Source organism: Pseudovibrio sp. W64 (genome assembly GCF_001623145.1).
Taxonomy (GTDB): domain Bacteria; phylum Pseudomonadota; class Alphaproteobacteria; order Rhizobiales; family Stappiaceae; genus Pseudovibrio.
Genome location: NZ_LMCI01000035.1, coordinates 88818 through 102879, shown reverse-complemented (window position 1 = coordinate 102879; position 14062 = coordinate 88818). Strand labels below are relative to the sequence as shown.

At 51.0% G+C, this 14062-nt stretch carries 14 protein-coding genes; 9 read left to right on the top strand and 5 right to left on the bottom strand.

Annotation, left to right across the window (positions count from 1 at the left end; all coding sequences use genetic code 11):
- Positions 1–6 precede the first annotated feature (6 nt).
- The 4 genes from PsW64_RS16015 (at position 7) to PsW64_RS16000 (ending at position 3074) form a co-directional block, all read left to right on the top strand.
- On the top strand, positions 7–933 hold the full coding sequence (locus PsW64_RS16015; protein ID WP_063286904.1) for a bifunctional methylenetetrahydrofolate dehydrogenase/methenyltetrahydrofolate cyclohydrolase: 927 nt from the start codon (positions 7–9) through the stop codon (positions 931–933).
- Between the two features lie 243 nt (positions 934–1176).
- Entirely contained in the window at positions 1177–1587 is a 411-nt protein-coding gene (locus PsW64_RS16010) for a type III secretion system chaperone (protein WP_063304216.1), read from the top strand.
- A 126-nt stretch (positions 1588–1713) separates the two neighbouring features.
- Positions 1714–2187: a type III secretion system chaperone gene (locus PsW64_RS16005; RefSeq protein ID WP_063304215.1), complete on the top strand. Its 474-nt coding sequence runs from the start codon at positions 1714–1716 to the stop codon at positions 2185–2187.
- Entirely contained in the window at positions 2184–3074 is an 891-nt protein-coding gene (locus tag PsW64_RS16000) for a Rho GTPase-activating protein (protein WP_063304214.1), read from the top strand. The genes PsW64_RS16005 and PsW64_RS16000 overlap by 4 nt, the downstream gene beginning before the upstream one ends.
- A gap of 58 nt (positions 3075–3132) precedes the next feature.
- Here PsW64_RS16000 and PsW64_RS15995 read toward each other — a convergent pair whose 3' ends face one another.
- Complete coding sequence (locus PsW64_RS15995; RefSeq protein ID WP_244271721.1) at positions 3133–3978, bottom strand: lytic murein transglycosylase; 846 nt, start codon at positions 3976–3978, stop codon at positions 3133–3135.
- Positions 3979–4350: 372 nt separating this feature from the next.
- Between PsW64_RS15995 and PsW64_RS15990 the strand changes: the two genes are divergently transcribed.
- Positions 4351–5352, top strand: coding sequence for a BMP family lipoprotein (locus PsW64_RS15990; protein WP_057464795.1), 1002 nt, complete (start codon positions 4351–4353; stop codon positions 5350–5352).
- 72 nt (positions 5353–5424) lie between these two features.
- Here the strand turns inward: PsW64_RS15990 and PsW64_RS15985 are convergent, their stop codons facing one another.
- Positions 5425–6837 (bottom strand): aminotransferase-like domain-containing protein, encoded by a 1413-nt coding sequence (locus PsW64_RS15985; RefSeq protein WP_063304213.1) that lies wholly within the window; start codon positions 6835–6837, stop codon positions 5425–5427.
- 91 nt (positions 6838–6928) lie between these two features.
- Here PsW64_RS15985 and PsW64_RS15980 point away from each other — a divergent pair, with 91 nt between their 5' ends.
- On the top strand, positions 6929–7525 hold the full coding sequence (locus PsW64_RS15980) for a LysE family translocator (protein WP_063286899.1): 597 nt from the start codon (positions 6929–6931) through the stop codon (positions 7523–7525).
- 6 nt (positions 7526–7531) lie between these two features.
- Here the strand turns inward: PsW64_RS15980 and PsW64_RS15975 are convergent, their stop codons facing one another.
- The gene (locus tag PsW64_RS15975; RefSeq protein WP_063286898.1) at positions 7532–8494 is read right to left on the bottom strand and encodes a nucleoside hydrolase; all 963 of its coding nucleotides are present in this window, start codon (positions 8492–8494) and stop codon (positions 7532–7534) included.
- A 226-nt stretch (positions 8495–8720) separates the two neighbouring features.
- Here PsW64_RS15975 and PsW64_RS15970 point away from each other — a divergent pair, with 226 nt between their 5' ends.
- Together PsW64_RS15970 and PsW64_RS15965 are read left to right on the top strand one after the other, a co-directional pair.
- Positions 8721–8999 (top strand): metal-sensing transcriptional repressor, encoded by a 279-nt coding sequence (locus PsW64_RS15970; RefSeq protein WP_063286897.1) that lies wholly within the window; start codon positions 8721–8723, stop codon positions 8997–8999.
- A gap of 47 nt (positions 9000–9046) precedes the next feature.
- Positions 9047–10366 carry an MFS transporter gene (locus PsW64_RS15965; RefSeq protein ID WP_063304212.1) on the top strand — a complete coding sequence of 440 codons (1320 nt, stop codon included), beginning with the start codon at positions 9047–9049 and terminating at the stop codon, positions 10364–10366.
- On the opposite strand, the gene PsW64_RS15960 is transcribed toward PsW64_RS15965, so the two are convergent.
- Both PsW64_RS15960 and PsW64_RS15955 read right to left on the bottom strand, forming a co-directional pair.
- Positions 10361–11137 carry a class I SAM-dependent methyltransferase gene (locus tag PsW64_RS15960; RefSeq protein ID WP_063304211.1) on the bottom strand — a complete coding sequence of 259 codons (777 nt, stop codon included), beginning with the start codon at positions 11135–11137 and terminating at the stop codon, positions 10361–10363. The two genes, PsW64_RS15965 and PsW64_RS15960, sit on opposite strands and share 6 nt — an antisense overlap.
- A 92-nt stretch (positions 11138–11229) precedes the next feature.
- The gene (locus tag PsW64_RS15955) at positions 11230–11892 is read right to left on the bottom strand and encodes an OmpA family protein (RefSeq protein ID WP_063290774.1); all 663 of its coding nucleotides are present in this window, start codon (positions 11890–11892) and stop codon (positions 11230–11232) included.
- A gap of 338 nt (positions 11893–12230) precedes the next feature.
- Between PsW64_RS15955 and PsW64_RS15950 the strand changes: the two genes are divergently transcribed.
- Positions 12231–14051: a carboxylesterase family protein gene (locus PsW64_RS15950; protein ID WP_063304210.1), complete on the top strand. Its 1821-nt coding sequence runs from the start codon at positions 12231–12233 to the stop codon at positions 14049–14051.
- Positions 14052–14062: the final 11 nt, after the last annotated feature.

Below are 14062 nucleotides of genomic sequence, written 5' to 3'. Positions count from 1 at the left end.
CTTGCCATGAGTGAGGCTCTTATTATCGACGGCAAAGCCATTGCTGCATCTGTCACCGACGAGATTGCTGCACGTGCTGCACGCCTTGAATCTGAGACAGGTATTAAGCCGGGTTTGGCTGTTGTGATTGTGGGTGAAGACCCTGCCAGTCAGGTTTATGTACGCAACAAGGGCCGAACTGCAAAAGCATGTGGTTTCAACTCCGTCACACACACGCTATCAGCTGATGTGAATGAGGAAGAGCTTCTGACTCTTGTGACATCACTGAACGAAGATGACACCATTCACGGTATTCTGGTTCAGTTGCCTTTGCCAAAGCACATCAGTGAAAATAAGGTCCTCGATCTCATTAAGCCTGAGAAAGACGTCGACGGTTTCCACCCGATCAATGTTGGCCTGCTGGGCAGCGGCAATACAGACCGTGCGCTTGTGCCATGCACCCCTGCTGGCAGCGTGTTGCTGGCAAAGAAAGCACTTGGCGATAATCTTTCCGGCAAAACCGCTGTGATCGTTGGGCGCTCCAACATTGTTGGCAAGCCGATTGCTCAGCTGCTGTTGCAAGAGCACTGCACGGTGACAATTGCTCACTCCCGCACCAAAGATCTTCCTGATGTGGTTCGTTCTGCAGATATTGTTATTGCTGCCGTGGGACGTCCGCAGATGATCAAGGGCGACTGGTTGAAGCCGGGCGCGACTGTCATTGACGTGGGCATCAACCGCATTCCAGCGCCTGAAAAAGGCGAAGGCAAAACCCGTTTAGTGGGCGATGTGGCGTTTGATGAAGCACTCGGTCACACAGCTGCTATCACCCCGGTTCCACGTGGTGTCGGGCCTATGACCATTGCAATGTTGATGAGCAATACCCTGACTGCTGCACGCCGTTTGATGGGGCTGGACGAAGAACCGCCGCTCTTTGAAGCCCTGAACAGCTAAGCCATTCCGCCAGACAGGCAAACATTCCTTGTTTTCAAGTTCGCCTGCTCAGTTGAAATAGATCTATAGATAAGGCTCCGAAGCACCTTCGGGGCCTTTGTTATTTGTAATGGTGTTCAAGTTCAGATCACGTCTGCAGTTTGTTTTATTTGCATTCCCCTACCCTAATGTTCCTTTCAGCACATCTCAGATGTTGACGACTCGCTAGCTTCCTCTCAAGCAACGTAATTGAGGGGATGCACGATGCATCATGTGGACCGTATCGTCCCAGTTATTCGCGAGACGCTTGGTCTGCCGGAGTTGAAGTTTGACGAAGCCGGGCATGTAGCACTGCTTTTTGAGGACAGCTTTTCTGGTGTTTTGAGCCGTATTGACGGCAACAATCTGGAATTCAGTTTCTATCTGCCGGATCTCGACATCAACCAGCCCCACATCCTGAAAGCAATGCTTGCAGCGAACTGTCTTGGCACATCGACTGCAGCCGGACGTCTGGCCATTGATGAAGAGAAGATGCAGGCACTTTACTGCGAGCGCTGGTGCCTCTCTGACGTGCAGGAGGACACAGTTCCTGAGCGTCTGATCGATGCCGTTTCAACGGCTGCCTTCTGGCTTGCTGAGGGCACAAACACCTTACTTCAGAATGACTTCGTATAAACGCGTAGCAACACATTTGAGTGCTGAAAAGAACAGAGTAGCTGCAAGAGGAATACTAGTCTGATCTTAACAGCAGGAAATATTTAAGCAGAAAGATTCGTCTGCTTCAGAAAAGTCGAGATAGCAATGCGTCAACTACTGGATGAACTCTTCAACGAGATCGGGCGAAGGATTGGCCTTGATGGACTGTGTTTGGATGAAGACAACACGCTCTTGCTTGGACTGGAGCAAGAACTCTTCATGACTGCGCAGTGGCGCAATGAGACGCAGACACTCTTGTTCAATGCAGTGTTGTGTACGCAGCCTTGCGATGATCAGGAGAAGATGAAGGCCCTTATGCAGACGAACTGTGTTCTCACACACGGACACGGCATGAGCTTCAACCTTGATCCGGCTACAGACCATATCAACCTGTCTCAGGTGGTTAGCATTACCGACAAATCTTCCTTCACGCTGCAAGAAAAGCTGGATCTGTTCATTAGCACCTCTGCTGCCTGGCATGAGCGATTGAACAGCACTGCCCCTCTTCAAATGGACTGGCAACATTCTGCCAGTGTTGCAGCCGAGTCTTCTTTTGAAACTTTGGGTATGAGAGTATGACCAATATTAGCCTTTCACATTTTCAAAGCGCAGCCGAAAGCGCTGCTATTAGCGGTAACCTGAACCAGAAGCTGACTGTTACAGACGGCGGCGATCTGCAAACCCGTGGGGCCAGCTCCACACTTGCTGGGAAGCTGGTTTCCTGGCACAAGCTGAGCTCTTCTGAAGGCACTGCCAAAGCTCAGGATCAGGGCGCATTCCGCACTGCTTTGCAAGATAAGTTTGGCAAGGAGCTTGGTGAGCAGGCTTACAAACACGCCTGCACAGCTTGCGGTTACACCGATGGCAAAGCCCACAGCCTAACGGCCGAGCAGATTACAACTGGCATTGATTTCGCTGTAAGGCATAAGCATGAAGCCGAAGCACAGAACAAGAGTATTATTGAATATTTTGAACAGAACCCAGAGCAGTTGTTGACCGTTGGTCTAACCCGCGTAAATGGCAGCAAAAACGAGATCAACAAGCTGATTGCGAACAGGACGTCCCAGGACTTTGATAACAACGTGCATGGCAAAGTAGAGTACGAGCTGGCGGGTGCGTTTAAGCAGAACCTCAGAGATAACATGAGTGACACTGAGTTAGCGAAGGTGTTGGACTTCGTGAAAAGTTATGATCCAGTCCTCGAAAATCTGCCTGCGCTGAATGAGTTACCAGAAATGGTGCAAGACACAGTAAAGTTTTCTGCGATGATCGCGAACAAAGCAGATGTTAACAAAATGCAACCCTCAAACCTTTCCATCGTATTTGGCCCTAATGTCGTAAAAGATGATAGCTTAGCCCCTATGGAGCAAATTGGTCTCATTGAGGTTGGAAACAAATTCTTTGCTGCGTTGGTTGAATGCGAGCTGCCTGACGATTACTATTTACGTATACCGAAAAACGATTAAGCAAAAAAGGCCGCTGAGAGGAGAACTCAGCGGCCTTTTTTCTATTTCTCTGGCTGGATTACTTGCTTAGTTTTTCAGCCATGATCTGGATTGTTTTGACATATACGCCAGCGCGGTTCCAGGAGCGGATCACCTCATAGTTAGGTGTGCCCGGTCCCCAAGGTTGACCCGGCCGCCAGCCGTAAGACATGAGGAAGTGCGCGGTGGAAGCCAAAGTATCTGAGGTGTTGTACAGCAGATCCCGTTTGCCATCGCCGCTGTAATCAATCGCGAACTTGATGTAGGAGGAAGCAAGGAACTGGGTCTGGCCCAACTCGCCTGCCCAAGCGCCCTTCATTTCGCTCGGCTTCAAGTCGCCCTTCTGGACGATGAGCAGCGCATGATAGAGCTCGTTGCGGAAGAAATCAGCACGGCGGCAATCATAAGCCAACGTTGCCAAAGAGCGTATGGTGCTCATGTTGCCTATGCCGCGACCATAACCGGTCTCAAGCCCCCAGATGGCGGTGATGATCTCACGCGGAACGCCAAATTCGTTCTCGATGCGATTGAAAAGCCGGTCGTGCTTTTTCATCAACTTGCGGCCCTTATTAATGAGCGCATTGTTGACGCGGAGCTTGTAAAACTCGTCGAAGCTGAGTTTGAAAGATTTCTGGTTCCGGTCATACCCAATCACCTTGCGGTTATAGGTTATGCCATTCAAGGATCTGTTCAAAGTTGCCTTTGAAATGCCCTGAGACTGGAGGGTCTTTTTATAGGACGCCAACCAGCGGTCAAAGCCTGCCCCTGTATCGCCACAGGTTGCAGCTTGAGCAGAAGACACGCCTAGCAACACCAGACCAGCGCCAAGTAATAGCCCGGCTTTTCTGGTTTTGAACTTAACCTTGTCAATAAATGATTCGAACACCCCAAACTCCTGCATGTTCACTAAGCAATTTTGATCGTTCTAACGAATAAAAGTAGCCAAATTGGCGGATAACTGAAAATTTTTGCAGTCCTAATATATTTATTCGCATTTTAACCTTGATCCTAACACCGGCATGTGCCCAACTAAAGGCCGTACACATAACTGTTTTCAACATGCCTGATCGTTTTGGACAACCTATAGGCGCATAATTAAGGACAAGCTAACACTTAGCTGGACTTACGCAGGGGAAGTTATGCATTTAGACGTTCACCTCAATGAGGTGAGTCTCCAGGTTGGGATTTAGTGGTGAAGACGGACTTGGGGACAGGGCAACGTAAAGGTTTCCCATTGGGATATAACGGAGGAATGGGTATGAAATCCATCAAAACCATCGCTGCAACTGCAGTATTGGCAGCAGCAATGAGCACAACTGCTATGGCAGCGGACTTTAAGCCTGCAGTTATCTTTGACATGGGCGGCAAGTTCGACAAGTCATTCAACGAAGCTGCCTATAATGGTGCTGAGGCTTTCAAGGCTGAGACCGGTATCGAGTATCGCGAATTTGAGATCTCCAACGCTTCCCAGCGTGAGCAGGCTCTTCGCAACTTCGCTCGTCGTGGCATGAACCCAATCGTAGCGATGGGCTTTGCGCAGGCTGCTCCAGTTGAAAAAGTTGCTAAAGAATTCCCAGATGTCAGCTTTGCTATCATCGACTCTGTTGTAGATCTGCCAAACGTACGTTCTGTTGTCTTTAAAGAGCAGGAAGGTTCTTACCTTGTTGGTATGATGGCAATGCTCGCATCCGAGACCGGCAAGGTTGGCTTTGTGGGCGGCATGGACATTCCGCTGATCTCCAAGTTCTCCTGTGGTTACAAGCAGGGCGCACTGACCACCAACAAAGACGGGGAAGTCTTCGCAAACATGACTGGTACTACTCCAGCTGCATGGAACGATCCGGTTAAAGGCGGTGAGCTTGCTAAGTCTCACTTCGCACGTGGCGCAGACGTAATCTTTGCTGCTGCTGGCGGTACCGGCCTTGGTGTTCTTCAGGCAGCTGTTGATGAAGACAAGAAGTTCATCGGCGTTGACTCCAACCAGAACCACTTGGCTCCAGGCAAAGTGCTGACCTCCATGGTTAAGCGCGTTGACGTAGCTGTTGCAAATGCATTCATGGATGCAAAAGAAGGCAACTTCACAACCGGCATCCAGTCTCTTGGCCTTGCTGAAGACGGTGTTGGCTATGCAATGGACGAAAACAACGCTCCACTGGTTAGCGAAGAAATGAAAGCAGCTGTTGAAGCAGCTCGCGCAGACATCATTTCCGGCAAAATCACCGTTCATGACTACATGAGCGACATGGCTTGCCCATACTAAGATTTGCTTAGTATGCTGGCTTAGGTCAGATATTAGCCCCTGCCTGAACACAGGCAGGGGCTTTTTTATGCTCTATCCCACCATTGGTCTTGGGGCTTGTATCTCTTCCAGATGTTCGATTGATGCTTTCAGAAGAGATATCGCTTCTTCAAAGTGCTTATGATGCGCAATCGTTGACAGGCTGACCCGCAATGCGTTGATGTCCGTGCGCGGCATAGCCTGAAAATTGCGATGTGACAGCACTTCCACGCCTCTCAAAAGAGCCGCTTGCGCCACCAGCTCCGCACTTTGCTGCTGGGGGAGTTGCAGCCATGTGAAGAGTTTCTCCTCGCCGCCTTGCAGTGCGTTCTCCGGAAACACCTCTTTTATGTACTGATAGCGTTGTCTGAGAACTTCTCGTTTTCTTTGCAGAGTTTCTTGCAGTTCCCCACCTGCAATCCATCTGGACACGATCTCTACATTGAGCGGAGCCGCCATCCATGTGCTTTCGCCGATGGCGTTGGCAAAAGCCGTTTTGACATTGCCCGGAACATGAATATAGCCGGTGCGCAACCCGGCTGACATGACTTTGGACGGGGAGCCAACCAGGACAGTGTTCTCGGGCACCAGCTCCAGAAAGCTCTTCTGCTTGCTGGAAATGAAGGGCGTATAGGGATCGTCCTCAATGACAGTGAGGTTGTGCTTTTCAATCACAGTTGCCAGTCGCTGGCGCTCGCCGTTACTCAATGTATGAGTTGTCGGATTTTGTGCGTTCGGTATCAGAAAGACGCCGCGGATATCATGTTTGGTGCAAGCATCCTCCAGCGCCTCACCAGACATAGACCCCATATGCCCGTTCTCATCCCGTTCAGCTTCGATAGGTACAATTTGCAGGCCCAGAGCCGGGAGAACAGACAGAATGGGCGGATAGATCATCTCGTCTACTGCAATGGCATCGCCTCGGTTGAACATAGCCAACATGGCGATCTGAATGCCGTGTTGCGCCCCGCATGTAACCAGTGTCTGGCTGGCATTTGCCGGAGCGCCATAAAACTCTGAGAGAAACTGAGCGCCTATCTCCCTATGATAGAACGTTCCCTCAGACGGGCCATATTCGTTCAGGGAGTTGACCAGAGGATCATCGCTCAATTCCCTGAGCATTTGCCCCAGATCTGGGTTCAGGTGAGCGAGGCCTAAATTGCGAGCTAAATCATAGCTCTGAATGCCTTCGGTGTTGGGCATCAGCATCAGCGGTGAATGCACATTGGCGGTCTTGGCAACGAATGTACCCCTGCCCGTTTCTCCCCGCACCAGCTTTCTGCGCTCAGCCTCGGCATAAGCCCGCGTGATTGTACCAAGCGTTACGCCGAGCTGATAGGCAAGCTCGCGTTGAGGCGGAAGCTTGTCACCTTCCACAAGGCGGCCAGTTTGAATGTCTTGCTCCAAAGCCATTGCAATACTTAGGTATTTTGGACTTGTGAGTTTGTTTGGGTCAGGCTTCCACATTGTATTCATAACAATAAAGAGGTTGATAGATACGATCGATACAATAATTTAGCACATCGTGTAGATTGTATCAATTGACTGGAATAACAATATGGATTGGGCAACACTCAGCGCATTCGCGATTTTTGTAGCCATTATGACCGGCACTCCGGGGCCGGGAAACCTCACCTTCATGGCGATTGGTGCCAGCGCGGGTTATCGCACTGCTTTTCCGGTTATCATTGCGGCAGAGCTGGGCAGCCTTCTGCTCAACCTCTGTGTGGCTTTCGGACTGGGACAGTTGATGGCTCGTGGGGGACTGATGGTCAACGCATTCAAGTTTGCCTCCATGGCCTACATGACCTATCTGGCCTGGCGCATTGTGCAGTTGAACATCAAGCCAAAAGGCGAAGTTAGCTTGCCGACATTTTGGGAAGGTTTGCTCATTCACCCACTTAGCCCCAAAACTTGGGCAATGAGCCTGGTGGCATTTACCAGCTTCTTCGCGGCCAATGGTATGGGGCTTTATGAGAATGCTGCCATCCTGACAGCTGGTTTCTTGATCGGCGGAATGATCTCTCACAGTGTGTGGGCAATGGTTGGGGTTTCAATTCTTAAGGTGATTGGCGAAGGCGTTTTGATGCGCGGCATTACAATAGCTATGGCTATCGCGATGCTTGCAGCAACTGCATGGTCCTTGCTTCTCTAATTGTTTTCACTGGTGGCGCGAGGCAAGCGCTGCCAGTGTTCCTTCCAATATACGTTCCACTTTAGGGCGGTCTGCCCGCTCCATGATGCCGATAATAGGTGCCTGCGTTTTACCCTCGTGATCCAGAATAGTCGCACCGCGGGCAAACTCTCCACCTGTTTCAACGAGTACGCCGCAAACAATGGTTCGGGCTATGACCTCAGAGTCCAACAGGGCAGCAGCGGCCAATGGATCAGGCAGGATGAGAAGGTCTTCGTGGTACCACGTCTTGCCACGCTCTCGCATAAACGTACACATATGCTCTGCAAACTTGGCTGGTATCGTGTCCCCCAAACGTTCAAATATACCATCAACCACATCCCCCGGAAGGGCATCATGGAGGCTTGGTTCCCATGGAATGAGCGTTGTGTTGATCGCCTGTGAAAACACTGCCTTTGCCGCTTCCGGATCGCAAAGGATGTTGAACTCAGCTGCGGGCGTAACGTTGCCGCGTCCGTGGCAGGTTCCACCCATAGACCAGATGCGATCAACTCCTTCGACCAGATCCGGCTCCTCGCGCAAGACTTCTGCCAGATTTGTGAGTGGTCCAATGGTCAAGATCTGAAGCTTTGGCCCACCCAGCGCAGCTTTGCGCAGAACATCCCGGAGAGCATTGTGTGCTGTCTCACCTGAATGCCTCAGGAGGTGCTGAGGGCGTTCCACACCGCCTAACCCGTCTGGTCCATGAACATAAACAGCATCAATACGCTCGCCGGAAATTGGATCAGAAGCGCCTTTATGGACGGGAATGTCTGCATTGCAGATGGCGAGCGTGTCCAGAATGTTCTTTGTTGCCTGCTCCAGATCGACATTGCCGAATGTAGTCGTGATGAAGTCTATCTTCTTGCCCGAGCCGATGAGCATCATGAGTGCGATGGCGTCGTCAACACCGCCATCCGTGTCCACTGCAAAAACAAAATTATCCGGCACGTCATTCTCCTGGCACGCCTTGTTGGCAGTGCATATCCATCAATCAAGCTCAGTTTCAGCATTCTGCGTTGGTGAGCAAGCCCTCGTTTCCTCAGGTCTTCAGGCCACCCTGCTGTCATCCGTTTGTCGCGGACGATACCACGAAGGGTTATTCAAATGATTTAACTGCACATTTGTTAAACTCAGTCGGCTTGCAATATCCCCCTAGGGGGGATAATAGTGAGACATGACTGAAAAGCACACACACCAGTCCCATCCGGGAATTGTTAATCGCCTAAAACGCGCTGACGGGCACCTCAAATCCATAATTGGGATGATTGAAGATGGTCGCCCATGTGTAGAAATAGCTCAGCAACTTCATGCGGTTGAGAAAGCTGTCATGCAGGCAAAGAAGACCCTGATCTACGATCATCTCGATCATTGCCTTGATGACACTGTCAACAATCCGGATGCAAATTCCGAGCAAACGATTGAAGAGTTCAAAGCAATCTCCCGTTACCTCTAGGGGGATATAGTCAACTCAAGAAAACAAGAAGCCAGAGGAGTTTCCGCGTGCTGTCCGTACTCGCGAACCGAACCTATCGCCACCTGTTTCTTGCTCAAGTCATTGCCTTGTTTGGTACTGGTCTTGCCACTGTCGCCCTGAGTCTTCTGGCGTTTAACATCGCCGGAGAAGACGCTGGTTCAGTGCTTGGAACTGCCTTTGCGATCAAGATGATTGCCTATGTTGGGCTGGCCCCGATTGCAGCAGCGTTTGTTGAACGGTTGCCGCGACGTGCTGTGCTGGTGGGGCTGGATCTCATCCGTGCAGCGGTTGCACTTGCACTGCCGTTTGTGACTGAGATCTGGCAAATCTATCTGCTTATCTTTGTGCTGCAGTCCGCTTCCGCAGCTTTCACGCCCGCATTTCAAGCGGTTATTCCTGACGTGTTGCCAGAAGAGAAAGACTACACCAACGCTTTGTCATTGAGCCGCCTTGCTTATGACCTTGAAAACCTGCTCAGCCCGACGATTGCGGCTGGCTTGCTGCTGGTGATCAATTTCCATGGGTTATTTGGTGGCACGGTGATCGGTTTCCTCGCCTCTGCAGCACTTGTCGTCTCTGTGACTTTGCCAAAGCTCAAACCTGTTGAGAACCAGCGCACAGTCAAACGCATGACGCAAGGCACTCGTATTTATCTCAGCACCCCTCGCCTGCGCGGAATGCTTGCTGTTTATCTGGCTGTCGCAGCTGGCGGGTCCATGGTGATCGTGAATACGGTGGTGATTGTACAAGGCACGTTTGGCCTGCAAGCTGATGATGTTGCCATTGCTCTAGCTTGTTTTGGCGCAGGCTCCATGATTACAGCGCTCAGCCTTCCTAAAGTTCTGGAGCGTTTTAAAGACAGAAGCGTGATGATCCTTGGCGCCAGTATCATGGCCGTTTGCCTCAGCTTCGGGTTTATGTTGAGCAGCTTTACCCAGTTATTACCTCTCTGGTTCCTGATGGGCCTTGGCTATTCTGCTGCACAAACACCCTCAGGCCGGGTTTTACGACGCTCTGCAAGCGGTGGAGATCTTCCGTCAGTGTTTGCAAGCCAGTTTGCGCTCAGCCATGTATGCTGGCTGATTGGTTATCCAATGGCTGGCTGGGTTGGTGCTCGTTTGGGCATTCCGGTCAGTTTTCTCTTCATGGCAGTATTGGCGTGGATCAGTGTTTTCGCAGCAATGCTGCTGTGGCCGAGCAAGGATGCAAAGAAGTTGCGACATTCCCACGAGGACCTGCCAGACAATGATCCACATTGGTCAAAGGGCGTCGACAAAGTAGGCAAGAGCCACGTGCACGAGTTCAAGATTGACGACCTACACACACGATGGCCTAGCAGCCTATAAAGCAGCTGTTGCACAAAGACGGCCCAGTCGCATTACGATGGGCCAACTGATCTTGCGGGGTTGCTGAGGATCTCCCCAAAGGCTGGTGAGCTCTTTTGCGAAGCTTTCCATCAGGCTTTGCTTGCCAGCCTTTGCCGCTGCTTTGACAGAGGACCACGTGCGCACGTAACCGAGGAACTGCTCCAGCGCCCATTCCCGCTCAATAGACATCTCCGGATACTCCAGCTCCTGAAACGGAAAATCAAAACTGGCGTATCCGCTATCGACGTGCTGGCGCTCTGGTGGCCAATAAGAGCCGATTTCATCGTAATAGAACTGGCGAAAACGGGCGTTGCATTCATTATGATTGATGGAGAGAACGCCATAACTGACGAGTGCGAGCACACACTCCGGTGCTGCAACACGCCTGACTTCCTCATAAAAACTTGTCAGATCAAACCAATGTGCAGCCTGTGCAGCGACAATCAGATTAAGGGTCGCCTCTTCAGCTGAGCAGTGTTCAGCTGACTCTACTGCAAAGCGAATGTTTGGAACGGGTGCTGCGTTTTCGATTTGAGAGGCGCTGACATCTGTGGCAAGCACCTTCCTGAAATGTTTGGCGATCATGCCACTGAGTTGACCATTCCCGCAGCCAACATCCAAAGCCAGATTGTGCTGCTGGCATTGTGAGGCCAGAAACTCAACAAGCTCGGTAGGATAGGTTGGACGATACTTTGCGTAGCTCTCTCCAGCAGTCTGGAAATGTGATGCAGCCAGATTTTCCTGTGTCATGTGCAAGCCCCCCCCTATTGCCGGAGGGAGACTAACAAAAAACGCGGCCCCAGTAAGGGACCGCGTTCTAAAACTTTTGCCTGTCTGAAAGATTAGTTCAGAGGAGACAGGATGATCTCTACACGGCGGTTCTGCGCGCGGCCAGCTTCGGTTGCGTTGGACGCGATCGGGCTGGTCAGGCCGTAACCTGCTGCGGAGATGCGTGCACCGTTTACACCCTGATTATACAGGTAGTTGCTGACGGAGTCTGCGCGGCGCTGAGAAAGCTGCAGGTTGAACTGAGCGGACCCAGTGTTGTCGGTGTGGCCGTAAACGTTCAGACGTGTCTGCGGGAATTCTTTCGCAACAAGAGAAACACTGTTGAGGACCTGCATTGCGCGGGAGGACAGAGTTGCCTGACCAACAGCGAAGGTCACATCGTTTGGCATGTTCAGTACGATCTGGTTGCCGTTACGAGTTACGGAAACGCCAGAGGACTGGAGCTGCTGACGAAGCTGTGCTTCCTGACGGTCCATGTAGTTACCGATACCACCACCGATCAGGCCACCAGCAGCAGCACCAACGAGCGCGCCTTCAACGCGAGCGCTTTTACCGCCAGCGATTGCGCCGATGATTGCGCCAGTGGCTGCACCAAGGCCTGCACCGCCTGCAGTTTTGGAAACGCGGGACTCACCCGTGTATGGATTGGTTGTTGTACATGCTGCAACGGAAAGGCCGAGAACAATAGCAAACGCGGCGTGCATCAGTTTTTTCATTTAAAATTCTCACATCGTAATTTTTGAGGGTCAGATGAATCACAATGAATCTGCCCCCTATCGAACATTAACCCTATCAAAAGCCACTGGGCGCCTAATACAAGTGCCCAATGAGACAGTGTCCTTGAATTCCACCGGATTTGTCGCTGAAAACAGCCATTTTTATCGGTTTGTGATAGCAGTCACACAAATCATCACTGAATTAAACAAAGCCTTTTGACACACAAAAATTTGCCACAATTTCCGCAAGGCAATTTAAAGCATGCTGTTTAACGCCGTTTTTTCCTAAAAGATGAAGACTAAGGGAAGTCCAAAAACAAACAAGAAGGTGGGGTTCCATGAAAACGGTGCTTGTCCTTGCATTCAGCATTCTCAGCATGACGTGGTCATTTGCTCAAAGCCCAAATGCAGATGACCAGCTGCTTTTTGCCCCTGACCAGCCAGCACCGCCTGAGCAGCCCTGCATCACTCTCAGCAACAAGAAGATTCTTTGCGGGAAGGCTGATGATGCTGGAAGCCAGCTTCTCAGCGTGTTCAAGGGCGTGCAGTATGGGCAAGCGACGCGGTGGCAACCCTCCAGTGTGTTTGATAAGTATGAGCCCAACGGCTACGAGGCATTGCAATACAGCGCGCGTTGCCCGCAGCCGATCTGGAATCCAAAAGATCAGCTACGCGGTGAAGAAGACTGCCTCTATATGAATATCTGGGCACCAGCTGATGCTATCAAGAACCTCAGCAAACTGCCTGTCATGGTGTTTTTCCATGGTGGTGGTTTTATGGCTGGAGGAGCAGACAAGGCCTATCACGCTGCCAATAAAGAGATCATTGAGCTTTATTCCGGCAAGTCGTTTGCTGCTGATCAGAACATTGTGCTCGTGACAGTTAACTTCCGCCTTGGCATTCTCGGTACGCTGGCGACTGACGGGATCACCGGACAAGAGCCTTCCAACGGTGGCAATTACGGCTTGCAGGATCAGCAGACTGCACTGAAATGGGTACAGAAGCATATTTCATCATTTGGCGGAGATCCTGAGCAGGTCACGATCTTTGGTGTGAGTTCCGGAGCGATGGCTGTTGGCCTGCATATGTTCAGCGCTGATAGCTCTAAGGATCTGTTCCGCGCTGGCATCATGCAAAGCAGCGCATCTGCCTATAAGTATCGCAATAAAGAGGAAGGGCGTGACCTCTTCTACTTCTATCTAAAATGCCTGAGAGCTGTCATTCGCAATCCAGACTCGGATGAATGTGCGTTAACAGCACAGCTTGATGATCTGGAAAAAGCGAATACGCGACAAATTCTTCTGGCTCAGGCTTTGCTGCAGGATACGCTCTTCAAAAAAGGCGTGTTCCTGAGTGCCCTGCCTGGCAGCATAGCCTTTTCTCCCATCATTGATGGCAGTTTCCTAAAAGAGCAGCCCAATGTGCAGATGGAAAAGGGTAATGAAAAGCCTCTGATGTTGGGGTTTAACAAGAACGAAGGCGTTCTGTTCGCGAACTTTATTGACGCGACCGGGAAGCTAAACGCTGTAACTTTCAACGGGATTTTGGGTCGGGATTACGAAAACCCGATGCTGATTGTGGGCCGCGCTGGGTATGGCGCACAAACTCCTGCTGCATATGGCTTGCGCCCGAAGACACCGGCCACGGCTCTTTCCAACCTGATTGGGAATTCAGTGCTCACCTGCCCTACTATGTCCGCCAACATCGAGCGGGAAAAGCCGAGCGATAACACGTGGCTTTATTTCTTTGCGCAGACATCTGTCGAGAACATGGAAAAGCCACCTACAAACCCGAAGGTGAATAATGCTTGCGGCCCACACAACCAGTGGGACAACGCCTGTCACGCTTCGGAATTGCCATTCGTGTTCAACACTATGCCGCCGGATGCGACACAAGAAGACAAAGACCTTGCTGTGAAGATGAACGCGCTTTGGGCGCAATTTGCAAAGACACCCACAGAGGGACCATCCAAAGACTGGAAATTGTGGAGCTGGCCGAAAATCGGCAACCCATCAAACTTCAATGTCCTGCAGGGTGCGAACATCGAGGCAACCTATGAGGATCTCTTTGAGCAATCCGATTGCGCATTCTGGCTTGGGGAAGTTATTGAAAGGAATGCAAACGCCATTCTTATTCCCAAGCAGATACCTGAGGAATAATCCCGTCTTTT